At 67.2% G+C, this 26,704-nt stretch carries 25 protein-coding genes; 17 read left to right on the top strand and 8 right to left on the bottom strand.

The window, feature by feature from the left end; all coding sequences use genetic code 11:
* Positions 1-15: 15 nt before the first annotated feature.
* Positions 16-1,401: a cysteine--tRNA ligase gene (gene cysS / locus ACNR9O_RS14185; protein WP_473687761.1), complete on the bottom strand. Its 1,386-nt coding sequence runs from the start codon at positions 1,399-1,401 to the stop codon at positions 16-18.
* Positions 1,402-1,572: 171 nt separating this feature from the next.
* Here cysS and ACNR9O_RS14180 point away from each other — a divergent pair, with 171 nt between their 5' ends.
* The 14 genes from ACNR9O_RS14180 to ACNR9O_RS14115 all read left to right on the top strand — a co-directional run bounded on the left by ACNR9O_RS14180 (position 1,573) and on the right by ACNR9O_RS14115 (position 15,320).
* A complete protein-coding gene (locus ACNR9O_RS14180) occupies positions 1,573-2,103 on the top strand; it encodes a glycine zipper 2TM domain-containing protein (RefSeq protein WP_473687763.1) in 531 nt (176 codons plus the stop codon).
* Positions 2,104-2,523: 420 nt separating this feature from the next.
* On the top strand, positions 2,524-3,531 hold the full coding sequence (locus ACNR9O_RS14175) for an N-acetylornithine carbamoyltransferase (protein WP_473687765.1): 1,008 nt from the start codon (positions 2,524-2,526) through the stop codon (positions 3,529-3,531).
* 10 nt (positions 3,532-3,541) lie between these two features.
* A complete protein-coding gene (locus ACNR9O_RS14170; protein ID WP_473687767.1) occupies positions 3,542-4,171 on the top strand; it encodes an FMN-binding negative transcriptional regulator in 630 nt (209 codons plus the stop codon).
* Positions 4,161-4,628: an OsmC family protein gene (locus tag ACNR9O_RS14165; RefSeq protein ID WP_473687769.1), complete on the top strand. Its 468-nt coding sequence runs from the start codon at positions 4,161-4,163 to the stop codon at positions 4,626-4,628. The genes ACNR9O_RS14170 and ACNR9O_RS14165 overlap by 11 nt, the downstream gene beginning before the upstream one ends.
* Before the next feature lie 31 nt (positions 4,629-4,659).
* On the top strand, positions 4,660-5,856 hold the full coding sequence (locus tag ACNR9O_RS14160) for an argininosuccinate synthase (RefSeq protein ID WP_473687771.1): 1,197 nt from the start codon (positions 4,660-4,662) through the stop codon (positions 5,854-5,856).
* Positions 5,857-5,950: 94 nt separating this feature from the next.
* Positions 5,951-7,051: an acetylornithine deacetylase gene (locus ACNR9O_RS14155; RefSeq protein ID WP_473687773.1), complete on the top strand. Its 1,101-nt coding sequence runs from the start codon at positions 5,951-5,953 to the stop codon at positions 7,049-7,051.
* 37 nt (positions 7,052-7,088) lie between these two features.
* Positions 7,089-8,354 (top strand): acetylglutamate kinase, encoded by a 1,266-nt coding sequence (locus ACNR9O_RS14150; protein WP_473700785.1) that lies wholly within the window; start codon positions 7,089-7,091, stop codon positions 8,352-8,354.
* 19 nt (positions 8,355-8,373) lie between these two features.
* Positions 8,374-9,333 (top strand): N-acetyl-gamma-glutamyl-phosphate reductase, encoded by a 960-nt coding sequence (gene argC / locus ACNR9O_RS14145; protein WP_473687777.1) that lies wholly within the window; start codon positions 8,374-8,376, stop codon positions 9,331-9,333.
* A 31-nt stretch (positions 9,334-9,364) separates the two neighbouring features.
* Complete coding sequence (argH, locus tag ACNR9O_RS14140; protein WP_473687779.1) at positions 9,365-10,660, top strand: argininosuccinate lyase; 1,296 nt, start codon at positions 9,365-9,367, stop codon at positions 10,658-10,660.
* Positions 10,661-10,669: 9 nt separating this feature from the next.
* The gene (locus ACNR9O_RS14135) at positions 10,670-11,017 is read left to right on the top strand and encodes a cupin domain-containing protein (RefSeq protein ID WP_473687781.1); all 348 of its coding nucleotides are present in this window, start codon (positions 10,670-10,672) and stop codon (positions 11,015-11,017) included.
* Complete coding sequence (proB, locus tag ACNR9O_RS14130; protein WP_473687783.1) at positions 11,010-12,146, top strand: glutamate 5-kinase; 1,137 nt, start codon at positions 11,010-11,012, stop codon at positions 12,144-12,146. Before ACNR9O_RS14135 ends, proB begins: the two co-directional genes overlap by 8 nt.
* Positions 12,143-13,411 carry a glutamate-5-semialdehyde dehydrogenase gene (locus tag ACNR9O_RS14125; protein WP_473687785.1) on the top strand — a complete coding sequence of 423 codons (1,269 nt, stop codon included), beginning with the start codon at positions 12,143-12,145 and terminating at the stop codon, positions 13,409-13,411. The genes proB and ACNR9O_RS14125 overlap by 4 nt, the downstream gene beginning before the upstream one ends.
* Positions 13,408-13,779, top strand: coding sequence for a nuclear transport factor 2 family protein (locus tag ACNR9O_RS14120; protein WP_473687787.1), 372 nt, complete (start codon positions 13,408-13,410; stop codon positions 13,777-13,779). The genes ACNR9O_RS14125 and ACNR9O_RS14120 overlap by 4 nt, the downstream gene beginning before the upstream one ends.
* Before the next feature lie 134 nt (positions 13,780-13,913).
* Entirely contained in the window at positions 13,914-15,320 is a 1,407-nt protein-coding gene (locus tag ACNR9O_RS14115) for an esterase-like activity of phytase family protein (RefSeq protein ID WP_473687789.1), read from the top strand.
* Positions 15,321-15,323: 3 nt separating this feature from the next.
* Here the strand turns inward: ACNR9O_RS14115 and kynU are convergent, their stop codons facing one another.
* Positions 15,324-16,604 carry a kynureninase gene (gene kynU, locus ACNR9O_RS14110; protein ID WP_473687791.1) on the bottom strand — a complete coding sequence of 427 codons (1,281 nt, stop codon included), beginning with the start codon at positions 16,602-16,604 and terminating at the stop codon, positions 15,324-15,326.
* Between the two features lie 232 nt (positions 16,605-16,836).
* Here kynU and ACNR9O_RS14105 point away from each other — a divergent pair, with 232 nt between their 5' ends.
* Complete coding sequence (locus ACNR9O_RS14105) at positions 16,837-18,381, top strand: methyl-accepting chemotaxis protein (protein WP_473687793.1); 1,545 nt, start codon at positions 16,837-16,839, stop codon at positions 18,379-18,381.
* 57 nt (positions 18,382-18,438) lie between these two features.
* On the opposite strand, the gene ACNR9O_RS14100 is transcribed toward ACNR9O_RS14105, so the two are convergent.
* The 3 genes from ACNR9O_RS14100 to ACNR9O_RS14090 all read right to left on the bottom strand — a co-directional run bounded on the left by ACNR9O_RS14100 (position 18,439) and on the right by ACNR9O_RS14090 (position 22,183).
* The gene (locus ACNR9O_RS14100) at positions 18,439-18,945 is read right to left on the bottom strand and encodes a hypothetical protein (protein WP_473687795.1); all 507 of its coding nucleotides are present in this window, start codon (positions 18,943-18,945) and stop codon (positions 18,439-18,441) included.
* Positions 18,942-19,979, bottom strand: coding sequence for an amidohydrolase family protein (locus ACNR9O_RS14095; RefSeq protein WP_473687797.1), 1,038 nt, complete (start codon positions 19,977-19,979; stop codon positions 18,942-18,944). The genes ACNR9O_RS14100 and ACNR9O_RS14095 overlap by 4 nt, the downstream gene beginning before the upstream one ends.
* A gap of 116 nt (positions 19,980-20,095) precedes the next feature.
* Positions 20,096-22,183, bottom strand: coding sequence for an FUSC family protein (locus tag ACNR9O_RS14090; RefSeq protein WP_473687799.1), 2,088 nt, complete (start codon positions 22,181-22,183; stop codon positions 20,096-20,098).
* 227 nt (positions 22,184-22,410) lie between these two features.
* On the opposite strand from ACNR9O_RS14090, the gene ACNR9O_RS14085 reads away from it, so the two are divergent.
* Both ACNR9O_RS14085 and ACNR9O_RS14080 read left to right on the top strand, forming a co-directional pair.
* The gene (locus tag ACNR9O_RS14085; protein WP_473687802.1) at positions 22,411-22,953 is read left to right on the top strand and encodes a TetR/AcrR family transcriptional regulator; all 543 of its coding nucleotides are present in this window, start codon (positions 22,411-22,413) and stop codon (positions 22,951-22,953) included.
* Between the two features lie 152 nt (positions 22,954-23,105).
* Positions 23,106-23,942: a hypothetical protein gene (locus ACNR9O_RS14080; protein WP_473687803.1), complete on the top strand. Its 837-nt coding sequence runs from the start codon at positions 23,106-23,108 to the stop codon at positions 23,940-23,942.
* 808 nt (positions 23,943-24,750) lie between these two features.
* Here ACNR9O_RS14080 and efpL read toward each other — a convergent pair.
* From efpL to yiaA, 3 genes are all read right to left on the bottom strand, one after another.
* Positions 24,751-25,317: an elongation factor P-like protein EfpL gene (gene efpL, locus ACNR9O_RS14075; protein ID WP_473687805.1), complete on the bottom strand. Its 567-nt coding sequence runs from the start codon at positions 25,315-25,317 to the stop codon at positions 24,751-24,753.
* A gap of 53 nt (positions 25,318-25,370) precedes the next feature.
* Positions 25,371-26,138, bottom strand: a complete 768-nt coding sequence (locus ACNR9O_RS14070) for an SDR family NAD(P)-dependent oxidoreductase (protein ID WP_473687807.1) — start codon at positions 26,136-26,138, stop codon at positions 25,371-25,373.
* A 110-nt stretch (positions 26,139-26,248) separates the two neighbouring features.
* Positions 26,249-26,680 (bottom strand): inner membrane protein YiaA, encoded by a 432-nt coding sequence (gene yiaA / locus ACNR9O_RS14065; protein ID WP_473687809.1) that lies wholly within the window; start codon positions 26,678-26,680, stop codon positions 26,249-26,251.
* Between the last annotated feature and the right edge of the window lie 24 nt (positions 26,681-26,704).

Raw genomic sequence — 26,704 nt, 5'->3', positions numbered from 1 at the left:
CTCGGCCAAGGCGATTCAGGCTTTCGCGACGCTCCAGCGCGTGCCCTGTGCGCCGTCCTCGATGATGACGCCCATGCCGGTCAATTCATCGCGGATCGCATCGGCGCGCTTGAAGTCACGCGCTGCACGGGCGGCGTGACGTTCTTCCAGCAGAGCTTCGACCCGCGCCGCATCGACTTCGGCGCCGCCGGTGGCGTGCTTGAACCATGTCTCAGGATCTTGCTGCAGCAGGCCGAGCAGGGCGCCGCCGCCCAGCAGCGCGGCCTTGGCCGCCTGCTGCCCGTCGGTATCGGCCTGGCGCGTCGCGTCAGCGAGCTGCGACAGCTCGGCCAGCGCCTGCGGGGTGTTCAGGTCGTCGCACAGCGCCGTTTCGACCGCGGCCGGCACCGGCAACGGGCCGGCGGGAAGAGCGACGTGGGCGAGATCCCGCAGCACGCGGTACCAGCCGTCCAGCGTGCTGATCGCCTGGGTGACGGCGTCGTCGGACCAGTCCAGCGGCTGGCGGTAATGGCCGCGCAGCAGGACCAGGCGCAGCGCCTCCGGCGGATGTTGCTTCACCAGCTCATGCACCTTCAGCACATTGCCCAGCGACTTGGACATCTTGCGTCCGTCGAAGGTGAGCATGCCGTTGTGGAGCCACCAGCGGGCGAATACTTTGCCGCCGTGGGCGCAGGTGGATTGCGCGATCTCGTTCTCGTGGTGCGGGAACTGCAGATCGACGCCGCCGGCGTGGATGTCGATGGTCTCGCCCAGGTGCGCCTCGCACATGGCCGAGCACTCGATGTGCCAGCCTGGACGGCCGATACCCCAGGGGCTGTCCCAGCCGGGCAGGTCGGGCGTGGAGGGCTTCCACAGCACGAAGTCGCCAGGGTTCTTCTTGTAAGGAGCGACCTCGACGCGGGCACCGGCGATCAGTTCCTCGGTATCGCGGCCGGATAGTGCGCCATAGGCAGGATAGCTGCCCACCTCGAACAGCACGTGGCCTTCGGCCGCATAGGCATGGCCGCTGGCGATCAGGCTTTCGATCATCGCAATGATCTGCCCGATATGCGCGGTGGCCTTGGGCTCGATGTCCGGCGGTGCGATGCCGAGGGCGGCCATGTCCTCGCGATAGGCTTCGGTGTAGCGCTCGGTAATCGCGCCGATGGCGCAGCCGGCTTCCTTGGCCGCGGCGTTGATCTTGTCATCCACGTCGGTGATGTTGCGGGCGTAGACCAGGCGCGGGTAATGCCGCCGCAGCAGGTTGGCCAGCACGTCGAACACCACCGGACCGCGGGCGTTGCCGATATGTACATAGTTGTAGACCGTGGGGCCGCACACATACATGGTCACTCGCTGGGGATCGTTCGGGACGAACGGCTCGGGGTGGCGGGTGAGGCTGTTGTATAGCGTGATCGGCATCGGTTCCGGTCCGGTGAGGGCCGCGCTTGGCAAGCGGGCCAGCCAAGCATCTTAACAAGCTGTAAGCGCTCCCGCAGGGAGCTGGTTATTCTAAGCGTCGATTCAGAGATGTTTTGCTGGAATTCACATAAGCGCACAGAAGCGCGTGAAGTCCCCCGCTGGAGGGTCGCGATGACCAAGCTGTTCTTTCCCGCGCTGGTGCTGAGTCTCGCAGCCGCCAGTGCCGGTGCGCAGGACGCGCGTTATCCCAATGACGACAATACGCATTATGGCTGGGCCGACGTACTGCGCGTGGACCCGGTCTACGGTGTCGCGCGCACCGAAGTGCCTCGCCAGGAGTGCTACGACCAGCAGGTGGTCCGCCGCGAGCCGGGCAGCGGCAGCGCGGCCGGCACCATCCTGGGTGCCGTCGTCGGCGGCGTGCTGGGCAACACCGTGGGCAAGGGCGATGGTCGCCGGGCGGCCACCGTGGCAGGCGCGGTCGTCGGTGGCGCGGTCGGCAACGGCGTGTCCCGCAGCGGCGGTGGCGAGTACGAGTCCACCGAGACGCACTGCCGCCAGGTTTCCGCGGTGAGCGAGCAGCGCCGCATCATGGGTTACGACGTGGAGTACCGCTATCGCGGCGAGGTCTACGTGTCGCGGCTGAATTACGATCCGGGCGAGCGCCTGCGCATCCGGATCAGCGTGGCACCGGCGGACTGAGCGCCGGAGCTGTCTAAAGGGGAGTCCAGCCGCCGCCTTCGGGCGGCGGTTTCTTTTGGGCCCCTCCGCCCTGTTGCACGGCAACGAAATTCCCGTCATGATGCCGATTCTTCTACCCGAGCCGCCCATGTCCGCAGCCGTCTATACCGCCACCGTCCTCACCAGCGCTCGCATGGCCGCCGGTATGACGTCGCGTGCGCGCCGACCGCTGATCCGACATGCGGCCGGGTAGGCTGTCGCACGCGTTTCATGCGCATCGACGACAAAGAACCCGGCCACCGTGCCGGGTTTTTTTGTGCTTCGTTTTTGGGGTAAGCCAAGAGGATACCGGCCTGGCCGGGAGTTTTTTCAGAAGGTCAGGCTATCGGCCCGCGTCGGGCAGGACCTTGGGTTTCGGATCGAATCGAGCAGAGACATGACATGACGCTTCGCCACTTTCTCACCACTCAGGATTACAGCCGCGCCGAGATCGACGCCCTGCTCGAGCAGGCGGCGGCGTTCAAGCGCTCCCCGCGCGGCCAGCAGCTGGCCGGCAAGTCGGTGGCGCTGCTGTTCTTCAATCCCTCGATGCGCACGCGCACCAGTTTCGAACTCGGCGCGTTCCACCTGGGCGGGCACGCCATCGTGCTGGCCCCCGGCAAGGACGCGTGGCCGATCGAGTTCGATGTCGGCACGGTCATGGACGGCGACACCGAAGAGCACATCGCCGAGGTCGCACGCGTGCTCAGCCGCTACGTCGATCTGATCGCCGTGCGCGCCTTCCCGAAATTCCAGGACTGGTCGGTCGATCGCGAAGACCGCGTGATCAAGGCCTTCGCCCAGTACGCCACGGTGCCGGTGATCAACATGGAAACGATCACCCATCCCTGCCAGGAGCTGGCCCATGCGCTGGCCATGCAGGAGCACCTTGGCAGTCTGCAGAACAAGAAGTACGTGCTGACCTGGACCTACCATCCCAAGCCGCTGAACACTGCGGTCGCCAATTCCGCGCTGCTGATCGCCACCAAGATGGGCATGGACGTGACCCTGCTGTGCCCCACGCCGGATTACGTGCTGGACGAGCGCTACATGCAGGCCGGCTACGACAACGCAAAGGCCAACGGCGGTTCGCTGCGCGTGAGCCATGACATCGACGAGGCGTATAGCGGCGCCGATGTGGTCTACGCCAAGAGCTGGGGTGCACTGCCGTTCTTCGGCCGCTGGGAGCAGGAGAAGCCGATCCGCGATGCGCACAAGCACTTCATGGTGGACGAGCGGAAGATGGCGCTGACCAACAACGGTCTGTTCAGCCATTGCCTGCCGCTGCGCCGCAACGTGAAGGCCACCGATGCGGTGATGGATGCCCCTTACTGCATCGCGATCGACGAAGCCGAAAACCGCCTGCATGTGCAGAAGGCCGTCATGGCCTCACTGCTTGGTCAGCGCTGAGCACGTACGGATGTATCTGCCCCGTTCTTTCCAGGAAATGCGCGAAGACGCCTTGCAGGCGTTGATGCGCCACTATCCTTTCGCCACGGTGATCACGGCTGGCGCGACGGGCATGGTCGCCAACCACTTGCCACTGGAACTGGTCGACGGCCGGCTATACGGCCACGTGGCACGCGTCAACGAGCTGGCCAAGGCGGACGGCGCCGAGGTTCTGGCGATCTTCCAGGGGCCCGACGCCTACGTCAGCCCCAACTGGTATCCGAGCAAGCACGAGACCGGACGCGAAGTGCCTACCTGGAACTACGCCGTGGCGCACGTGCACGGTCGCCTGCGCGTAGTCGAGGACCGGGCCTGGCTGCGCGCACTGCTCGAGCGCCTCACCGATCGCCACGAAGCGGGGCAGGCGACTCCCTGGCGCGTCGATGACGCTCCCGCCGACCACGTGGAGAAAATGCTCGGTGCCATCGCCGGCCTGGACATCGCCATCGAGCGTATCGAGGGCAAGTTCAAGCTCAGCCAGAACCACCCCGACCGCAACCGTGCCGGCGTGGTCGCTGGCCTGCGCGAACGTGCGCATCGCCACGACCGCGACCTCGCCGATCTGATGATCGCCACCAAGGAACTCGCCGATGGCGCATGAACACCACTATCCGGTCGAAGTCGTGTGGACCGGCAACCGCGGCGACGGCACGCGCACCTACCAGGGCTATGGCCGTGAGCACGAGATCCGCGTCGAGGGGCGTCCGGTCCTCGCCGGTTCCTCCGATGCCGCTTTCCGCGGCGACGGCAGCAAGCACAACCCGGAAGACCTGCTGGTCGCTTCGCTCTCCGCCTGCCACATGCTCTGGTATCTGCATCTGGCGGCGGACGCCGGCATCGTCGTCACGCACTACGTGGACCACGCCGAAGGCAAGCTGTCGATCGACGCCAGCGGCGGCCGCTTCAGCGAAGTGGTGCTGCATCCGGAAGTAACCATCGCCGCGGGCGACGCGACGAAAGCCGCGTCGCTGCACGAGGACGCACATCACGCCTGCTTCATCGCCAACTCCATGAATTTCCCGGTGCGCTGCGAACCGCGCATCGTCGTTTCCGCCTGACCGTTTCTTCTATCCAGGATTATCGAAAGCCATGAGCAAAGACATCGTCCTCGCCTTTTCTGGCGGCCTCGACACCAGCTTCTGCGTGCCCTATCTGAAGGAGCGCGGCTGGAACGTGCATACCGTGTTCGCCGACACCGGCGGCGTCGATGCCGAAGAGCGTGCCTACATCGAGGCGCGCGCCAAGGAACTGGGCGTGGCCAGCCACGTCACCGTCGACGGCGGTCCGGCGATCTGGAACGGTTTCGTCAAGCCGTTCGTGTGGGCAGGCGAGGGCTACCAGGGCCAGTACCCGCTGCTGGTGTCCGATCGTTATCTGATCGTCGACGCGGCGATCAAGCGCTGCGCCGAACTCGGCACGCGCGCCATTGCGCACGGCTGCACCGGCATGGGCAACGACCAGGTGCGTTTCGACCTCGCCGTGAAGGCGCTGGGCGACTATGAGATCGTGGCCCCGATCCGTGAGATCCAGAAAGAGCACACGCAGACGCGCGCCTACGAGCAGGCTTATCTGGAAGAGCGTGGCTTTCCCGTGCGCGCCAAACAGAAGAGCTACACCATCAACGAGAACCTGCTGGGCGTGACCCTGTCCGGCGGCGAGATCGATTCGTGGAAGGCGCCGGGCGAAGGCGCTCGTGGCTGGTGCAAGCCGCGCGCCGAATGGCCGTCCGAAAAACTCAGCGTTACCCTCGGTTTCGGGCATGGCGAGGCGGTTTCGCTCAACGGCGAGAAGCTGCCGGGCGCGAAGATCCTGGCCAAGCTCAACGAACTGTTCGCGCCATATGGCGTGGGCCGCGGCATGTACACCGGCGACACCACCATCGGCCTGAAGGGCCGCATCGTGTATGAAGCTCCGGGCCTGATCTCGCTGCTAGCCGCGCACCGCGCACTGGAAGAGGCCGTGCTGACCAAGCAGCAGAACCGCTTCAAGCCGGAGGTCGCGCGCAAGTGGGTGGAGGTGGTCTACGAAGGCTTCTTCCACGATCCGATCAAGACCGACCTGGAAGCCTTCCTCGCTTCCAGCCAGCGGCAGGTCAACGGCGAAGTGGTGCTGGAGACCTCGGGCGCCCAGGTGACCGCCGTAGAGGTGCGCTCGCCGCATATCCTCAACGCCAAGGGCGCCACCTACGCGCAGTCCGCCGACTGGGGCGTGGCCGAGGCCGAAGGCTTCATCAAGCTGTTCGGCATGAGCAGCACGCTGTGGGCTGAAGTGAACCGGAAGAGCTGAGGGCGGCCATGAACCACTCCCTGCGCGGCGGCATCTCCGTGCCGTCCGCCCGACGACGACATCCACGGACATAAGCGAAAAGAAGACGGATTTCATGAGCCAACTACTCGACGACACCCTGCGGCATCTGCGGGCCCTGGTCAGCTACGACACGCGCAATCCGCCGCGCGAGATCGGTACCGGCGGCATCTTCGACTACCTGCGCGAGCAGCTTCCCGGTTTCGACGTGAGCGTGACCGATTTCGGCGCCGGTGCGGTGAATCTCTATGCCGTGCGCGGCAAGCCGAAGTACCTGTTCAACGTGCATCTGGACACGGTGCCGGATTCGCCGCACTGGAGCGCCGATCCGCATGTGCTGCGCATCGAGGGCGACCGCGCCGTCGGGCTGGGCGCCTGCGACATCAAGGGTGCCGCTGCCGCGCTGGTGGCAGTGGCGAATGCGAGCAAGGGCGACATGGCCTTGCTGCTGTCCACCGACGAAGAGGCGAACGACGCGCGTTGCATCGCCGGTTTCCTCAAGGACACGCCGGCCTACGAGGCAGTGATCGTGGCCGAACCGACCAAGGGCGAGGCGGTGCTGGCGCATCGCGGCATCCACTCGGTGCAGATGCGCTTCACCGGCAAGGCCGGTCACGCCTCGGGCGAGCAGAAGCCGTCCGACAGCGCGCTGCACCAGGCGGTGCGCTGGGGCACGGCGGCGCTGGAGTACGTCGAGAAGCAGGCGCATGAGCGCTTCGGCGGGCTGACCGGACTGCGCTTCAACATCGGCAAGGTCGAGGGCGGCATCAAGGCCAATGTGATCGCGCCCACCGCCGACGTGCGCTTCGGCTTCCGTCCGCTGCCGTCGATGGACGCGGACAAGATGCTGGAGACTTTCCGTACGCTGGTCGAGCCGCAGCCGGTGGAATATGGCGAGACCTTCCGTGGCGATTCGCTGCCGGCCGGCGATACCGCCACGGCGGAAACGCGCCGTCTCGCCGCGCGCGACCTGGCCGACGAACTGGGTATTCCCGTCGGCAACGCCGTGAACTTCTGGACCGAGGCGGCACTGTTCTCCGCCGCCGGCTACATCTCTTTCGTCTATGGCCCCGGCGACATTGCCCAGGCCCATGCCGCCGACGAATGGGTGTCGCTGGAACAGCTCGAACACTACGCACAAACCATTTACCGGATCGTTGACCGTGGAAGCGCATAAGCACACCCGCAAGACCATCGTCCGGCTGCTGTCGAGCATGGGCAGCGCCAAGGAAATCCAGCAGTACCTCAAGCGCTTCTCCCAGCTGGATGCAAAGCGCTTTGCCGTGGTGAAGGTCGGCGGCGCGGTGCTGCGCGACGATCTGCCCGCGCTCACCTCTTCGCTGACCTTCCTGCAGCAGGTGGGCCTCACGCCCATCGTGCTGCACGGCGCGGGCCCGCAGCTGGACGAGGAGCTGTCCGCGGCCGGCATCCAGAAGCAGACCGTCAATGGCCTGCGCGTGACCTCGCCGCGGGCGCTGGCCATCGTGCGCAAGGTCTTCCAGGAGCAGAACCTGCGCCTGGTCGAGGCCTTGCAGTCGATGGACACGCGCGCCACATCGGTGCCGTCGGGCGTGTTCACCTCCGAGTACCTCGATCGCGACACCTATGGCCTGGTCGGCAAGGTCACCAGCATCAATCTGGCGCCGATCGAAGCCAGCCTGCGCGCCGGTTCCATTCCGGTGATCGCCAGCCTGGGCGAGACCGAGGAAGGGCAGATCCTCAACATCAACGCCGATTTCGCCGCCAATGAGCTGGTGCGCGTGCTCCAGCCCTACAAGATCGTGTTCCTCACCGGCACCGGCGGCCTGCTGGACGACCAGGGCCGGATCATCGACTCGATCAACCTGAGCACCGAATACGATCACCTGATGGCGCAGCCGTGGATCAACGGCGGCATGCGCGTGAAGATCGAGCAGATCGCCGATCTGCTCTCCAGCCTGCCACTGACGTCGTCGGTGTCGATCACGCAGCCGTCGGAACTGGCCAAGGAGCTGTTCACCCACAAAGGGTCGGGCACGCTGGTACGCCGCGGCGAGAAAGTGCAGCGCTTCGAATCCTGGGAAGGCATCGACCTGGAGCGCATGCGCGCGCTGATCGAATCCAGCTTCGGCCGCAAGGTGGTGCCGGACTACTTCGATCGCACCAAGCCCTATCGCATCTATGTGAGCGAGAACTATCGCGCCGCGATGATCCTCACCTGGGAAGATGGTCTGCCGTACCTCGACAAGTTCGCCGTGCTGGATGAAGCGCAGGGCGAGGGTCTTGGTCGCGCCGTATGGCACGTGATGCGCGAGGAGAACCCACGGCTGTTCTGGCGTTCGCGCCACGGCAACCAGGTCAACATTTTCTATTACGCGGAATCGGACGGCTGCTTCAAGCAGGAACGCTGGAAGGTGTTCTGGTACGGGCTGAAGGACTTCGCCGAGATCGAGCGCTGCGTCGCGCACTGCGCGACCCGCCCCGCGACCCTGGTCGATTGACACGTCGGATCGGATCCTCATGAGTACTGACAAGAAAACTATCGGCATCGTCGGCGCGCGCGGCCATACCGGCGCCGAACTGATCCGCCTGATCGCTGCTCACCCGGCGTTGACCTTGAGCTTCGTCTCGTCGCGCGAACTGGACGGCCAGCGCGTGGCCGATCAGGTGGACGGCTACGCGGGCGAGCTGCGCTACGCCAGCCTCGATCCCGCCGCCGTCGCCGCGCAGGGCGCCGACGTGGTGGTGCTGGCGTTACCCAACGGCAAGGCCGCGCCTTACGTCGAAGCGATCGACGCGGCGAAGCCGGATACGCTGATCGTGGATCTGTCGGCCGACTACCGTTTCGATGAGCGCTGGTACTACGGCCTGCCGGAACTCACCCGCCACAAGTGGCGCGGCGAAAAGCGCATCAGCAATCCGGGCTGCTACGCCACCGCGATCCAGCTTTCCATTGCGCCGCTGAAGGATGTGCTGGCCGCGCCGCCGGTCAGCTTCGGCGTGTCGGGTTATTCCGGCGCGGGTACCACGCCGTCCGACAAGAACAATCCGGAAAAGCTGCGCGACAACCTGATGCCGTACTCGCTCACCGGCCACATGCACGAGAAGGAAGCCAGCCGCCACCTTGGCCTGCCGGTGGAGTTCATGCCGCACGTGGCGCCGCATTTCCGCGGGCTTACCGTCACCACCAACCTCTACCTGGTGCGGCCGATGAAGCGCGAGGACATCATGCAGCGCTTCCGTCATGCCTATGAGGGCGAAAAGCTGGTGAAGGTGGTGGACGAGGCGCCGTGGGTCAGCCATATCGCGCACAGGCACCATGCCGAGGTGGGCGGTTTCGCGGTGTCGGTGGACGGCAAGCGCGTGGTGGTCGTGGCCACGCTCGACAACCTGCTCAAAGGCGCCGCTACCCAGGCCATGCAGAACATCAACCGCGCACTCGGCGTGGACGAGTACACCGCGATCCCGCTCCAGGATTGAGCTCCCGCATACCGTTTCCCAGGACACCCTCATGACTCAACCCCTTTGGCAGAAGTCCGGCATCCAGATCGACGCCAGAATCATGCGTTTCCTCGCCGGCGACGACGTGGTGCTGGACCGCGAGTTCTTCCTGCACGACATCGTCGCCAGCAAGGCGCACGTGGAAGGCCTCGCCAACATCGGCGTGGTCAGTGCCGATGAGGCGGTCGCGCTCAAGCGCGAGCTCGATGCGCTGGCCGAGGATTTCCAGGCCGGCCGCTTCGTGCTCGACGAGCGTTATGAGGACGGCCATTCGGCCATCGAGGCGCGCCTCACCGAGCGCCTCGGCGATGCCGGTCGCCGCGTCCATACCGGACGCAGCCGCAACGACCAGATCCTGGTCGCCACCCGCCTGTGGCTGAAGGACCGGCTTGCCGCGCTGGAGCAGCATTGCCGCGCGATCGCCGACGTCTGCCTCGAGCGCGCCGCGCAGCCGGCGCTGCCGCTGCCGGGCTACACCCATATCCAGCGCGCGGTGGTGTCCTCCACCGCGATGTGGTTCGCCGGTTTTGCCGAAGGCTTCATCGACAACGCCCTGCGCGCACGCCAGACCGCCGCGCTGATCGACTGCAATCCGCTCGGTACCGCCGCCGGCTACGGGGTGAACCTGAAGCTGGATCGCGAGCACACCACGCGCGCGCTCGGTTTCGCGCGCATGCAGGTCTCGCCCATCTATGCGCAGCTGTCGCGCGGCAAGTTCGAAATGGCCGTGCTGGAGGCGATCGCCGCCGCGCTGCTGGACGTGCGCCGCCTGGCCTGGGATCTGTCGCTGTTCACCACGGCGGAATTCGGCTTCGTGCAGCTGCCGTCCGAATACACCACCGGCAGCTCGATCATGCCGAACAAGCGCAACCCGGACGTGGTCGAACTGCTGCGCGCCAGCTACGCGAGCGTGGCCGCAGCGCGCACGGAGATCGAGCAGCTGCTGTCGCTGCCCTCGGGCTATCAGCGTGACTTGCAGTTCTCCAAGGGCTCGCTGTTCCACGGCTGCCGCCACGGTCTGGCCGCGCTGGAGCTGGTGCCGGATCTGCTGGCGCGGATGACGTGGAACGAGCCGGCCATGCGCGCGGCCATCGAGCCGGCGATGTACGCCACCGACGTGGCGATCGAGCAAGCCGCGGCCGGCGTGCCGTTCCGCGACGCCTATCGCGCGGCGGCCGATGCCGCCGCCTCGGCGGGTGCGGGTCGCACGCCCGAGGGCAGCCTTGCCGCTCGCGTGTCGCCCGGCGCGGGCCACGATCTGCGGCTGGACGAACTGAAGGCGCGGCTGGCCGCGCTCGATCACTGAGGAGCAGCGATGAGCGCCGTCAGCATTGCCAACGCACCGCATTACACCTGGGGCCAGCAATGCGACGGCTGGCATCTGCTGCAAGGCGACGACCTCAGCGTGATCGAGGAGCGCATGCCGCCAGGCACCGCCGAAACGCGCCATCGGCATGCGCGCTCGCGCCAGTTCTTCTACGTGCTGGAAGGCAAAGCGGTGCTGGAGCTGGAAGGCACGCATCACCGTCTCGGCGCGCACCAGGGCCTGCACGTGCCGCCGGGCGCCGCACACCAGATGCGCAACGAATCGGCGGCGGAGCTGCGGTTCATGGTCGTGTCCTCGCCCAAGAGCCACGGCGATCGCGAGACCGTCGATGGCTGAGCGCCTGCCGGAGCAGATCCTGCCGGCCTGGCGCCGCGCGGTGCTCAAGGTAGGCAGCAACCTGCTGGCCGCCGATGGCGGCGGTCTGACGCCCCGTCATGCGAGGGCGCTTGCGGCGTTCATGGACGCCAGCCACGCGCAGGGGCGCCAGGTGGTGCTGGTCTCTTCCGGCGCGGTGGCCGCCGGTCGCGCGCTGTTGCGCGAGCGTGCCGGTGACGACCTGGCGGCGCGCCAGGCGCTGGCCGCGCTGGGCCAGGCACCGATGATCGCGCTGTGGCAGGCCCTGTCGGACCGTCCGGTCGCGCAGGTGCTGCTCACCCATGACGATCTGCGCCACCGCCGCCGCTACCTCAACGCGCGCGCGACCTTGCGCGAACTGCTGCGCGTGAACGTCCTGCCCGTCATCAACGAGAACGACACCGTCGCGGTGGACGAGCTGAAACTGGGCGACAACGACAACCTCGCCGCCATCGTCGCGGCCCTGGTCGATGCCGACCTGCTGCTGATCGCCTCGGACATCGACGCGCTGTACGACGCCGATCCCCGGCGCCACCCGCACGCGGTGGCCATCGGTCACGTGCCGTCGCTCACGCCGGAGGTGATGGCCATGGCCGGCGGCAGCGGCAGCGCTGTCGGCACCGGCGGCATGCGCACCAAGCTGGAAGCGGCGGTGAAGGCCGGCGCGGCCGGCATTCCCACGGTGCTGTTCGATGGACGCAACGCCGATACCGCCGCGGCGCTGGCCGAAGGCCGGCTGCACGGCACGCTGATCGACGCGCCGCGCAGCCGCATGCAGGCGCGCAAGTACTGGCTGCGCCACGCACCCGCCGCGCCCGGGCGTATCCAGGTGGACGAGGGCGCCGCACGCGCGCTCGCCGGCGGACGGGCTTCGCTGCTGCCTGGCGGCATCGTCGGCACCGACGGCGAGTTCCATCGCGGCGACATGGTAGAGATCGTGGATGCCGCCAGGCATCCGGTCGCGCGCGGGCTGTCCCAGTACGGCGTGGCCGAAGTGCGCCGCCTGGCGGGGCGGCACAGCAGCGAGATCGATGCCGTGCTGGGTTACAGCTACGGCGCGGAAGTAGTGCACCGGGACGACCTGGTGGTCCTGGCGGAGACGACGCGATGAGCGAGATGAAGACGCAGGCGCTGGCCTGCCGTGATGCGGCGCTGGTGATGGCCGAGCTGACTACCGACGCCAAGCGCGCGTTGCTGCAGGCGATGGCGGATGCCTTGGATGCCGGCAGCGGCACGGTACTGGCGGCGAATGCGCGCGACATGGCGGCGGCGCGCGAGAAAGGTGTGCAGGGCGCGATGCTCGACCGCCTGCGTCTGGACGAGGCGCGCGTCGCGGCGATCGCCGCCGCTGTGCGCGAGGTGGTGCAGTTGCCCGATCCGGTCGGCGTGGTCACCCGCCGGGAAACGCGTCCGAACGGGCTGCAGATCGAACGCGTTCGCGTGCCGCTGGGCGTCATCGCGATGATTTACGAGGCGCGTCCCAACGTCACCGCCGATGCCGCTGCGCTATGCCTGATGGCCGGCAATGGCGTGATCCTGCGCGGCGGCTCGGAAGCCGTGCACTCCAATACCGCGATCGCGCAGCTGCTGCGCGGCGCGCTTGCGGCGCAGGGCGTGCCGCAGGCTGCGCTGACCCTGGTGACCGACCTGAGCCGCGAGACCATGGTGGAGCTATTGCAGCTCACCGATATCGTCGACCTGGCCATTCCGCGCGGCGGCGAAGGGCTGATCCGCTTTGTCGCCGAACACGCGCGCGTGCCGGTGATCAAGCACTACAAGGGCGTGTGCCATCTGTATGTGGACCGCGCGGCCGATCCCGCGCTGGCGCTGGACCTGCTGGTGGACGGCAAGACTTCCCGTCCCGGCGTCTGCAATGCGCTGGAGACGTTGCTGGTGCATCAGGACATCGCCGCCGATTTCCTGCCGCGCGCCGCCGCGGCGCTTGGCCAGCGTCAGGTCGAATTGCGCGGCTGCGAACGCAGTCGCGCGCTGGTGCCATCGATGAAGCCGGCGGACGACACGGATTATGCGGCGGAATATCTCGACCTGATTCTCGCCGTGCGCATCGTCGATGACCTGGAACGGGCGCTGGCGCATATCCACCGCTATGGCTCCGATCACACCGAGGTGATCGCCACGCGCGACGAAGAGGCCGCGCGCCGCTTCGTACGCGGCATTCGTTCGGCCGTGGTGATGGTCAACGCGTCCTCCCGTTTCAGCGATGGCGGCGAACTGGGCCTGGGCGCGGAAATCGGCATTTCCACCACGCGCCTGCACGCCTACGGACCGATGGGCGCCGAAGCGCTTACGGTGGAACGCTTCGTGGTGCGCGGGGAGGGGCAGGTGAGGCACCCACAGAGCAAGAGTCAGCCATGAACGGTACGCAGGACGAGGACGTCGCTCTGCCGGTGCGCGAGCAGCTGGAGGCCTACAACGCGCGTGACATCGACCGCTTCATGCAGTGGTGGGCAGAGGACTGCCGCTACTACGCGTTTCCGGACACGCTACTGGCGGAAGGGGCGGCGCAGATCCGAGCCCGCCACGTGGAGCGCTTCAAGGAGGTCAATCTGCACGGCCGCCTGCTCCAGCGCATGGTGCTCGGCAACGTGGTCGTAGATAAGGAGGTGGTGACGCGTACTTTTCCCGAGGGGACGGGCGAGGTGGACGTGCTCGCTATCTACGAGATCGAGGCGCAACGTATCGCGCGCGCCTGGTTCAGGCTGGGTACGCCGCGGCTGGCCTGAACGAGGCGCCGCGGAAGCGCGAACCGCATCGCGTGCGCCACGCCGTCGATGGCCGGGTCATGCCGGCGTCACAGAACCGCAATCCGGGAGGCACAGGCTCGGACGGATCGCCCGTCCTGTCAGGAGTCCCGACCATGCGCCCACCACTTACCTTCGCCCTGTTGGCCGCGCTCGCCGCGGCGGCCCCGGCCCACGCTAGCGTGGCACTGATCGCCACGGGCAGCCTCGATGCGCATCAAGGCGATCGTTCGCAGCGCACGGCCTCGCCGCTGGAAAACGGAGTGCCCGGCAATCTGCTGGGCGGCCTCGGCTCCGGCCTGGCCTATGCCGGTTGCGGCACCTTCCTGGCCTTGCCGGATCGCGGGCCCAATGCGACCTCCTACGATGCTGCGGTCGACGACACCAGTTCCTACATCGCACGGTTCCACACGCTGCGCATGGAGCTGGCGCCGGCGTCCGCGGGAGCAGCCCTGCCGTTCGCGCTGACGCCGAAGCTGGAACGCACCACGCTGCTGTGGGACGCGTTCGGTCTCTACTACGGCGACGGTCGCGCGGCCAACCTGCCGGACGGTGCGCCGCGTCAGAACCATGGATTCCACCACTACTTCACCGGCCGTTCCGACAACGCCGATCCGGCACGCGGTTCGGGCTGGATGCTGGATGGTCGCCTCGATCCGGAGAGCATTCGGGTGTCGGCCGATGGCGATGCGGTGTTCGTTTCCGACGAATACGGTCCCTACGTCTACAAGTTCGATCGTCATACCGGCCGCCGCCTGGACAGCTACGCGCTGCCGGCGCACTTCTACGTGGCGAAGACCGCATCCCGCGGCGCCGACGAGATAGCCGGCAATACCTCCGGCCGGGTCGCCAACAAGGGGATGGAAGGCCTGGCCATCTCGCCGGACGGCCGCGTGCTGTTCGGCGCCATGCAGGCGCCGCTGCTCCAGGACGGCGGCGATGGCGCGCCGGTCTTGCGCATCGTGCGTATCGATGTGCGCACACGCGAGGTGCACGAGTATGCCTACCCGCTGAGCAACACCGGCAGCGCCGCCAAGCCCAAGTACAACGGCGTCAGCGAGATCCTTGCGGTGAACGACCATCAGTTGCTGGTGGATGAGCGCGACGGCAAAGGTTTCGGCGACGGCTCGGAGGCCAAGTTCAAGCGTGTGTTCCTGATCGACCTGGCGGGTGCGACCGAGGTGGGCAAGCTCAGCGGCGCCACCGCGCTCGCCGCGGCGGCGGTGACGAAGACGCCATTCCTGGATGTGCTGGCGGAACTAGGCCAGCATGGCATCGCGCCCTCCGACGTGCCGGCCAAACTCGAAGGCCTGAGCTTCGGGCCCGACGTCGTGCAGGACGGGCGCCGCCGCCACACCCTGTTCATCGCCAACGACAACGATTTCCTGCCGGACATTACCGATAAGCTGCATCCGCAGGGCGCCGACAATCCGAATCGCTTCTTCGTGTTCGCTTTCGACGATGCGGATCTGCCGGGCTTCAAGCCGCAGCGCGTCGGGCACGGGCGCTGCGAAGGAAAGTAACGCTCAGCCGCGGCTCCATGCCCGCACCGCCTCGGCGAACGCCAGGCAATCGGCGAACCGGTTGTACAGCGGTGCGGGCGAGATGCGGATCACATCCGGTTCGCGCCAGTCGCCGACGATGCCGTGATCCATGAGGTACTGGAACAGCTCGCGCCCGCGTTCGCGTCCGCCGAGCACGCGCAGGGAAAGCTGCGAACCGCGCCGCGCCGGTTCGCGCGGCGTCACCGATTCCAGCACGTCAGCCAGCTGCGTCTGCACCAGCCATTCGAGATAACCGGTGAGACGCAGCGCCTTGTCGCGCAACGGCTCCATGCCGGCGCGGTGGAAGATGTTCAGCGACACGCGCAGTGGAGCGAGCGACAGGATGGGCGGATTGGAGATCTGCCAGCCGTCGGCGCCCGGCGTGGGGACGAAATCCGGTCCCATGCGAAAGCGCGACTGCTTGTCGTGCCCCCACCAGCCGGCGAAGCGCGGCCGGTGCTCGTTACGCGCATGCCGCTCGTGCACGAACACGCCAGCCACCGCGCCGGGGCCGGCGTTGAGGTACTTGTAGCTGCACCACACGGCGAAATCCGCGCCGCTGTCGTGCAGGCGCAGAGGCAGGTTGCCCACCGCGTGGGCGAGGTCGAAGCCGACGATGCAGCCGTGCCTGTGCGCGAGTTCGGTGATCGCTTTCAGATCGAAGGCCTGCCCGGTGCGGTACTGCACGCCCGGCAGCAGCACCAGGGCGATGCGCTCGCCGTGTTCGGCCAGCGCGCGCTCGATCGCCGCCATGGAGATCGTGCCGTTGGGTTCGTCCGCGGCCAGTTCGATCAGCGACAGCGCGGGGCTGAAGCCGTGATAGCGGATCTGCGATTCCACCGCGTAGCGGTCGGTGGGAAACGCGCCGGCCTCGATGAGGATCGCGTGGCGGTCCGGCGTGGGCGTGTAGAAGCTCACCATCATCAGGTGCAGGTTCACGCCCAGCGTGTTCATCGCCACCACTTCCGATGGCAGCGCGCCGACCAGTTCGGCGAGGTCGTCGCGCACGAACTCGTGATAGTCCAGCCACGGCAGGCGGCCCTTGAAATGGCCTTCCACAGCCAGTGCGCCCCAGTCGTCCAGCTCGGCGTTCAGCGCTTCGCGCACCGCGCGCGGCTGCAGGCCCAGCGAATTGCCGCAGAGATAATGGCTGTCGTGGCCGTCATGCGGCGGGATCAGGAATTCGTCGCGGAAGGCGCGCAGCGGATCGGCATCGTCCTGGGCCTTGGCCCATGCGGCGGTGGCTTGGTAGGCGAGGGTCATGAACGGGTCTCTCACGGGATCGGCTAAAGCTTACCGCGAGCTGGCCAATGGCCGCGCTGTTCGCTTGCGGATGGCGTCGGCCAGCTTTTCTTATGTTTCGATGAGCTTCTTTCAGTTCCTTCCGGGACGGCCGACATCGTGGATGCCTTCGCTCTCCCTGGGGAGAGTGGGGCCGGGCCGGCGGCGATGGGAGCGCGCCGGTCTCCCGATGCCTAGCGGAGGAGCAACCACCATGCGCAACAATCAACCCGTCACGCAGCGCGAGTACGAGTTTCCGGACAACGCGACGCTGATGTCGACCACCGACACCAAGAGCCATATCACCTACGCCAACGCTGCCTTCGTCGAAGTCAGCGGTTTCAGCCTGGAGGAGATTCACGGTCAGCCGCACAATCTGGTGCGTCATCCGGACATGCCTCGCGAAGCTTTTGCCGACATGTGGGCAACCATCAAGGGCGGCGAGCCTTGGACCGCGCTGGTGAAGAACCGCCGCAAGGATGGCGACCACTACTGGGTGCGCGCCAATGCGGTGCCGGTGGTGCGCGACGGAGAGCCGATCGGCTATATGTCGGTGCGCACCAAGGCTACGCGCGAGGAAATCGCTGCGGCGGATGCACTGTACGCCAGGTTTCGCGAAGGCAAGGCGGGCCGCCGCCGTTTTCACAAAGGGCTGATCGTGCGCACCGGCGTGGCCGCCTGGCGCTCGCTGCTGCAAACCATGCCGGTGCGCTGGCGCATCCGCGCTGTCCTGCTGGGCATGGCGCCGGCGCTGCTGCTCGCGGCGCATCTGTGCGGCCTCGCCGGCGTGGCGCTGGCGGGTTTCGCAGCTGCCGGCGCGGTGCTGGCGCTGCTGGCGGCCTGGTGGCTGGAAGCGCAGATCGCCCGTCCGCTGGAGCGTCTGCGCGAGCAGGCCCTGCGCGTCGCCAGCGGCGAGAGCCAGCAGGCCATGCACATGAATCGCGTTGACGAGATCGGCATGACCTTGCGCACGGTGAACCAGCTGGGCCTGATGTTCCGCTGGCTGATCGACGACGTCAGCGCGCAGGTGCTCAACGTGCAGGCGGCGACCAGCCAGATCGCCCAGGGCAATCGCGATCTCAGTGCGCGTACTGACCGTGCATCTTCCAGCGTGCAGCAGACGGCAGCCTCGATGACGCAGATGACGGCCACCATCAAGAGCAATGCCGATACCGCCGAACAGGCGAACCGGCTGTCGGGCGCGGCCAGCGCGGCAGCCGCGAAGGGCGGCAGCGCGGTGTCGCAGGTGGTCGAGACCATGCGCGACATCACCGCCAGTTCGCGCCGCATCGCCGACATCATCGGCACCATCGATGGCATCGCGTTCCAAACCAACCTGCTCGCGCTCAATGCAGCGGTGGAAGCGGCGCGAGCCGGCGAGCACGGGCGCGGCTTCGCCGTCGTGGCCGGTGAAGTGCGCGCGCTGGCGCAGAGCAGTGCCGCGGCGGCGCGTGAGATCAAGGCGCTGATCGGCGACAGCGTCGAGCGCGTGGAGACCGGCGCGCAATGCGTCGACGAAGCGGGCCGCACCACTGCGGAGATCATGGCCCAGGTCAAGCGCGTGTCGGATCTGATCGCGGAGATCAGTGCCGCCACCATCGAGCAGAGCGGTGGCGTGCAGCAGATCGACCAGGCGGTAGGCGAACTCGATCACATCACCAAGCAGAACGCCACGCTGGTGGAGCAGGGCGCATCCGCCTCGGAACGCCTGGAGCGGCAGGCCGAGCGGCTGGTCGAAGCGGTGAGCGTGTTCCGCTGAGGCGAAACGAAAAAGGCCCGAGCCTGACCGGGCCTTTCGACACAAACGCGGCGGCGCTTACTTCAGGCGGTCGGCGATGGCGTCGCAGCCCTTGTCGAACGCGGTCTTCCACGCGGCGCCGGCCTGACTCTGCGCCGGGCGCGCGCAACGCAGCTGAATGGCGTGGCCTTCGCGGAACCAGTAGCGCTCGACGTAAGTGAATGCCGCGCCGTTCTCCTGCGCGGAGTAGGCGCTGGCGTTGGGGGCCGGGCTGGTGCCGGCCTGATAGCCGGTAAGGCCTTTGGCCTTGGCGCCGGCGGCGCTGACGTACTGCTGGAACTCGCTCACGTCGGCCACCCGCTTGACCGTCACGGTGACGCGGGCCAGCGCGGTGCTGCCGGTAGGCGAGGTGTCGGGGACCTGGAACACGCGCGATTCGGGATCGCCCTGGGTTTCCATGATGCCCAGCCAGTTGTCGGGCGTGCTGAAGCGTACGCTGCCGTCGGCCATTGCGACGTCGGCGCCATGGGCGGTGCCGGCCAGCAGCAGGGCGCCGGCCAGGAAGGTGGTGCGCAAGAAACTCATGCCAGGTCCTGTGCGTTCGAATCAGTCGGTGCAAAACGGTAACGGGGCAGACCCAGCCATTCCAGCGCCGTGCCATGGAACAGGCGCGCCCGTGCGGCCTCGTCCAGTCCCAGGGCCTCGATGCCGCTGCCCGGATGCTGCTCCCCCAGCGGGAAAGGATAATCCGTGCCGAGCATCACGCGCTCGACGCCGGTCACATCCAGCAGATAGCGCAGGGCCTGCGGGTCGTGCACGCAGGAGTCGAAATACAGGCGCTGGAGGTATTCGCGCGGGTTGCGCGGGTTGTCGGTGGCGACCAGGTCCGGGCGCATGCGGAAGCCGTGTTCGATGCGCCCGATGGTCCAGGGAAAGCTGCCGCCGCCATGGGCCAGCATCACCCGCAGCTTCGGCAGCCGCTCCAGCACGCCGCCGAAGGCCAGGCAGCAGGCGGCGCGCGACTGCTCGGCCGGCATGCCGACCAGCCAGGGCAGCCAGTACTTGGGCATGCTGGCCGAGCCCATCATGTCCCACGGATGCACCATCACCGCGGCGCCGAGGTCGGCAGCGGCTTCGAAGAACGGGAACAGCTCCGGCGCATCCAGGTTCCAGTCGTTGCAGTGCGAACCCACCTGCACGCCCTGCAGGCCCAGCTCGTCGATGCAGCGCTCCAGTTCGCGGATGGCCAGGTCCGGCGCCTGCAGCGGCACCGTGGCGATACCGGCGAAATGGCGCGGGTAATCGCGGCACAGGCTGGCGACGTGTTCGTTGAGGTGGCGGTGCAACTCCAGCGCCTGGTAGCCCGGCGCCCAGTAGGAGAACAGCACCGGCACGGTGGAGGCCACCTGCACGGTGACGCCGAAGCGCGCGTAGTCGTCGATGCGATGCTGCGGGTCGAAGGCCGACTCCCACACCTCGCGGAAGAATTTCCCGTCCTTGTAGATGCGATGGCGCCCGTCGTGATGGGTCATCACCGGGAAACGGTTGTCGTTGTACTTGGCCGCAAGATTCGGCCAGTCGCGGGGCAGGAGATGCGCGTGGGTATCGATCTTGAGCATGGGCCGAGTGTAGGGCGTGGATGTGGCGCTGCCTTGTCGCGGCGCCGCATGAAGGACGCGCTGCTCTGTTCGGCGTGCCCGTCGCCGCTCGGAACCGATCCAGGTGTCCCCGGCGATCAGGCGGCGGTGGCCGTCTTCTCCCGTTCGCCGCGTCCGACGATGTGCGCCAGCGTGTTCACGTTGTCCACCAGGCGGTCGCTGATGCGCTGGATGAGCTCCGCGGCGTGGCGATCCTCCGCCATGGCCAGCAGCGACCCGAGGCTGCGTTGCAGCGCGCGCAGGTCGGGCAGTGGGTCGGGCTGGCGGTGGTCGCGCAGGGCGCCAGCGACGAGGTGCAGGGCGTCGGCGGCATGCTCGACGAAGGCGCCGATCTCGGTGGTTTCCGGCAGCGCGTCGTGGTCGTCGATCACTGCTTCCAGAGTCATCGCGGTACGCGCGAGGCGGTTGCCATTGGCGAACAGCGTGCTGGCCAGGTCCAGCAGATGCGCCGGCGTGGCCGGCTCGGCGCGCATGCGGTCGAGCGAGGCCTGCGCGTTGGTGCGCGCGGTGCGCGCGGCGGTGCGGGCCTCGCGATGCGTGTCGCGCTTGTCCGCGCGCGACAGCGCCTGCAGGTAGCCGGCGTAGGCGTCGAGCATGTCGGCCAGCGCGGCACGCGCGCGGCCTCGTTCCCAGGTCGGCCACAGCACGTAGGCCAGCAGCGCCATGCCGCTGCCCAGCGCGGTGTTGAGCACGCGGTCGGTGACCGCGGCGGTGGAGTTCACGCCTTCGAACGACAGCAGGATCACCACCGTGCCGGTCAGCGCGGCCACGGCCACGCCGTAGTGCGCGTTGGCGAGGTAGCGGAAAGCCATGCACAGCACCGCCATCAGCATCAGGTGCGCCCAGGGATCGTGGGGGGTGAAATGCAGCAGCGCGGTCGTGAGCACCAGGCCCAGCACCGTGCCGACCACGCGCAGGAAGCCGAAGTTGAACGTGGCGCCGAAGTCCGGGCGCAGCACGATCGCCGCGGTCATCGGCAGCCAATAGCCGTGAGGCAGCGCGAGCTTGCGCGCGACGAACAGTGCGGCGGTCAGGCACACCGCGCTGCGCACGGCGTGGCGGAACGCAACCGAATGCGGCGTGAGGTTGGCACGCAGGGTGGAGAGCGCCGAATCCGCGCGCAGCGCCGTCGGCAGCGGCGTTTCCGCCGCGGAAGCGCGCAGTTCGCCGCGGCTGCCGGCCCAGTTGGCGTTGCGCACGGCGGCGGCGAGCTGGCCGGACAGCGCATGGATGTGCGTGGCCAGGCCATCGGCGGGGCCGCCACGGCCGAGCAGGGCGTTCTCGCTGGCTTGCAAGGTCTGCAGCGCGCGCTCGGCCTGCTGCGGCGATTCGCCGGCTTCCAGCGCGTCGGCGATGGCGGCGAGGACGCGGGCGGCGTCGCCGCGGAACATCGCATGCACGCCAGGATTGGCACGCAGCTCGGCCATCGCGGTGAGTTCCAGGCGAATACGTTCGGCGATCTCCAGCAGCACGCTGAAGGCTTCCATCGCGCGGCCCTGCGCGTGATGCCGGCCGAGCAGGGTGTGCTGCAGCGCGGTCATCGCTTCCGTCAGCGCGGGCACGTCGGCGTCGTCATGCGCCTGTTGCCTGGCCAGGCTGGACAGGCCGCGGTACACCGCGGCCAGCGCGTGCCGCTCGGGGCGGTAGCGCTGCAACGGCCAGGCGGCGACGGAGAACATCGCCAGCAGCAGGCCGCCGGCGAAGATCAACGCCGCGCCGCTGACCGCGCCGACCAGCGAGGTGGGCGAGGCGGCGGTCACCACCAGCAGGATCATGCTGGTCATGCCTACGCGCGCGATGTCCGGGCCGAACACCACCAGCAGGCCGCCGAAGAAGCCGAACGCGGCCGTCGCCACCAGCATGGGCGCGAGCTGGTCGCCGATCAGGAAGCCGATCATCGAGGCCAGCCCCGCCGCCAGCGAGGCGAGGAACAGCTGCCACATGCGCTGCCGGTAAGGGCCCGGCTGATCGGAAAACATGGTGTCCAGCGCGCCCGCGCCGATACCCAGCCCGATGGCCGGATGGCCCGTGGCCAGGCCGATCGCCAGCGGCAGGATCACCGCCGCGGTGTTGCGCAGTACCACGCGCGGGGGGACATCCGGGCGCTTGGCGGTCAGCAGGCTATCGATGACTGTAGCGCGTAGCGAATAACCGCCGGCGGGCATGGCTTCCGTTCACTCCTGAGCGATCCGGTGATTCTGCCTGACGGCGGCTGAAGCGGGCAGGAAATTCGCGCCGCACCGGCGCCCAGAACGCGACGCCGTTCGCGTCCCCCGGCAAGCCTAGGCTGTATGGCGATACCCCGTGAGCCGTTCCCGTCAGCCAAATCCCGTACAGTAGGCCGCCGCGGCGTCACGGATGGACGCCGGTTCGTCGAAATCGGAAGCACATCATGAAGACAGATCCATCCAATCTCATCGAGGTATCGCTGTCGCTGTTTCGCAGCAAGGGATACCGGCGGACTTCGATGGCCGACATCGGGCGGGCCAGCGGCCTGCTCAAGGGCAGCATCTACCACCACTTTCCGAACAAAGAGCGCCTGCTGATCGAAGTGATCCAGCACGTGATCGGCCTGTTCGAGAACGGTGTCTTCGCCGAGGCACGCCGCAAGGACCTCGGCGAGAAGGAGCGCCTGGACCTGATGGTCGACGCGACGGAGAGCTACTACATCCAGCACCGTGTCTGCGCGCTGGTGCATCTGTGGCCCGATGCCTTGCAGGAGAGCGAGGAGGCGCGAGGCATGATCCAGCAGTTCTTCGCCGACTGGCGCGATCTGCTGGCCGATCTGCTGGCCCCGCGGTACGGGGAACCGGAGGCGCGGCGCTTGGCCACCGACGCGCTGGCGCGCATCGAGGGTGCGGTCATCTGGCTGCAGATCGTGGGGGAGGAAGAGGCGCTGCGCGAATGCAGTAAACAGGTGCGTAACTTGCTGTAACCCCGAAAAATTGCGCTTTACACGGACGAGGCCGTCTGGTAGAAAACCAAACGTTTGGTTTTGGCTGTGGTTCGGCAGGCAAACCCAGGGGGAACACCATGCCTTCGTTGATGGCTGATCTGGACCAACCCCGCAGGAAGGCGATCGCCGCCATGCGGGCGAGCGTCGTTCCAGAGCTATGGCAACGCAATGCTGCGTTCGTCGGCAACCTGCGGCAATTGATCGCCACCCACCCGGTGGCGCGGCATCGCGCCATCGGTCTGCTCAACAGCGGTCATCTCGATCTTGCGGCGATGCGCACGATCCACCTGGAATACCGCCATGCGATCGTACAGATATTCACCGATGCGCTGCTGGCAGCGCAGCTGCAGACCCGCCAGCTGGAGCCGCGCCTGCCGCCCGGTTCCAAGCTGGCGCCGCGTTTCCTGATCACGCTCAACGATCTGGACGAATTCGGCTTCCGCCCCGGCCTCGACGCCGACGGCTATTACCGCGGCAATCCCGCCTACGCGCACTACCCGCTGTTCGAGCGCGTGCTCGACGATTACGGCGTCACCTTGCAGCAGCGCCAGTCGTATCAGGCCAGCCGCATCTCGCGCACGGTGCGCGAATTCCTCGAGCACAGTTACGGCGATTACCTTGATGTGGTGGTGCTGCTCGCCGCCGCGGAAGAAGAGGTCATCCTGTTCAGCCCGCCGCTGCGCGAAGCGACGCGCGCGCTGGGTTTCGACGTGGACGATGGTTACTACTTCGTGCACGGCGTCAGCGAGGACGAAACCGCCGAAGCGGCGGACGATGACCACGAGAACGACTTGTGGCTCGCGCTCACCCAGGCGCTCACGCCCGATCACTATCCACGGGTGCAGTCGCTGTGCATGCGCTACTGCGATCTATGGGACCAGTTCTGGACCGCGCAGCTGACGATGGCGACGACGCCATCGGCGGTCCCGGCGCTGGCCGGCACTCGGGGGCTGGCCGAAGCGGTCTGAAGGGGGTTGGGATGGAGGAAGGCCCACGGAATGGGGCTTCCGACGGTGCAGGGAGGTGCCGGGTACAGGATGTGCCGCGCTGATCAGCGCGCCGGGCGGGGTCAGCAGGGGGCGGGTCCGGTGCACGAGGCACCGGATCCGTACGCCTCCAGGGTGGTTGAGGCCAGCATGGATGGCCTGGCGGGACAGTGAGCATTCGCGTCATCGCAGGGGCGCGGATGCGTGTCGAAGGCGGCGGGCGCGATATCGCGCGGCCGCATCGGATATCGGGTGATGCCCACCTCGGCCCGTGCCCCCACGGGCCTTTTTTTGTCTGGCGTTCGCGTTTTGCTTTTTTGCCGGGTATCTCTGCGAGCCTTGTGTAGATCGGCGTGAACCCCAACGCGGGGCTGGCGTGAGCGCTCGCTCATCGATGCGTTTGGTGCATTCGTGTCTCGCCTTATGGGCGAGGGTTTCGTCCCGCTGCCGCGGGCCGAGTTACTTTTCTCTGCTTGCCCAGAGAAAAGTAACCAAAAGAGAGGGCACCCCGGCACGTCGCCCTGCGCAGCTGCGCTGCTCCGGGTGCGTGAGGGCTGGCCGGGCTTTTCGACATGACATCCATGTCATGTCGAAAAGGCAGCGACATCCCTGTCGCTGCCCCCTTTGGGGCCTGATCGTCCAGCCCTCACCGACGCACAGGGGACCCGCAGATCAAAGGCGAAAGGCAAAGCCAAAAGCCAAAGCTAAAAAGCAAACGGCGCAAGCGCCTGAGCGCTTGCGCCGTTTGCTTGTTCTGCCGCGATGCGGCTTTCAGCCGCTCGCGGATGGATCAGTTGGCGCGGCCGCCGAATTCGCCGGTGGTGGTGTTGACCCACACCTTTTCGCCGTTGGTGATGTATTCCGGCACCTGGATTTCCACGCCGGTGCTGAGCTTGGCCGGCTTGGTGCGCTTGGTGGCGCTGGCGCCCTTGAGTTCCGGCGCGGTGTCGACCACTTCCAGCATCACGCTGGTCGGCACTTGCAGGCCCACCGGCGCGTCGTCGATCAGCTGCACGTAGAAGCCTTCGGTGTCCTCGACGATGTAGCCGGCGTTGTCGCCGACCAGTTCGGGGCCGAGCAGATACTGCGTGTAATCCTCGGCGTCCATGAACACGAAGGCCTCGCCATCCTTGTAGGAGTAGTTGGCGGCGCGGCGCACGAGATCCATTTCCTTCAGGTCGTCATCGGCGCGCAGGCTCAGATCGAACTTGCGGCCGCCGGGAATCGAGTACAGCGTGAAGCGGAACGTGACGTTGCCGCCACGCGCAGTGGGCGAGCTGCGCTCGATGTCGCGCACCTGGTAGACGGTGCCTTCGTGTTCGACCACGTTGCCTTTCTTGACGTCGGAAGCTTTCATGAGATGACCGGGGCAGGGATGGAGAATCTAAGGAACGGTGGGCGCCGTAGCGATCACTTCGGCTGCAGGCGCACGGCGCCGTCGAGACGGATGGTTTCGCCGTTGACGTAGCGGTTGGTCAGGATGAAGGCGACCAGGCTGGCGAATTCCTCCGGCCGGCCCAGACGCGACGGGAACGGGATCGAGGCGGACAGCGACTCCTGCACCTGCGGCGGCATGCCGTCGACCATCGGGGTCCAGAAAATGCCCGGCGCGATGGTGTTCACGCGGATGCCGAAGCGCGACAGCTCGCGCGCCATCGGCAGGGTCATGCCGACCACGCCGCCCTTGGAGGCGGAATAGGCGGCCTGGCCGATCTGGCCTTCATAGGCGGCCACGCTGGCGGTATTGACGATCACGCCGCGCTCGCCGTCTTCGCCGGGCTCGTTGGACTGCATCAGGGTCGCGCCAGCTTTGGCCACGTTGAAGCTGCCCACCAGGTTCACCATCACGGTGCTGGCGAAGGTGCCCAGCGGCATCGGACCTTCCTTGCCCAGCACGCGGCCGGCGCCGAGGATGCCGGCGCAGTTCACCACGACGTTGAGGCCGCCCATGGCGTCGCGCGCAGCGGCGACGTTGGTCGACACGCCGTCCTCGGAGGTCACGTCGGTGCGGAAGAAGCGGGCATGGGCGCCCAGCGCCTTGGCCGCGTCCTGGCCCTTCTCCTCGTTCACGTCGAACAGCGCCACCTGACCGCCGGCGGCGACGACGTGCTGCGCCACCGCGTGGCCGAGACCGGAGGCGCCGCCGGTGATGATCGCCTTGACCTGTGAGAGCTGCATGAAACGTCCTCGGAATGCCGAAAAGCGGAATGGTAGCCGAGGACCCGGGCAGCACGCTCGCGGCGGCGCAGGAGGGGTGCCGGCGGCACCCCTGGCCTGCCGGCTGGTCTTTATTCCGTCGGGGCGTACTCGCGCCCGCCCGGACCTTCCGCGGCCTGACTGTCGCGCGTGTTCTTCTGCACCGCGATGGCGGCGAACAGGGCCAGCGCGAAGGACATGCCGTAGAACCCCTTCTCGCTGAGCGCCAGCGTGGCGTTCCACAGGCCGACGACGAGCAGCACCACGCTCAGCAATACCGAGACCCAGCTCAGGCCGTAATAGATGTTGGTGACGGGGATGCCTTCCTGGCGGTCGCGCACGCTCTTCTGCACGGACACCGCCGAGAACAGCCCATACATCAGCACGGTGAAGTAATAGCCCTTCTCGTTGAGTTGCATGCCGGCATTCCACAGGCCGATGACGAAGGCCAGGAAGCCGGCCAGCAAGGCCGCCCAGGACACGGCGATGAAAGCGGCGGAAGGCTTTTGCGGAAGGGTGTTCATGGCAGTCCTTTGCGTTGTGTGGGT

The sequence above is a fragment of the Dyella sp. CR10 genome (assembly GCF_055814425.1).
Note: the sequence above shows the minus strand (reverse complement) of the source record. Positions and strands in the feature narration are given on the sequence as shown.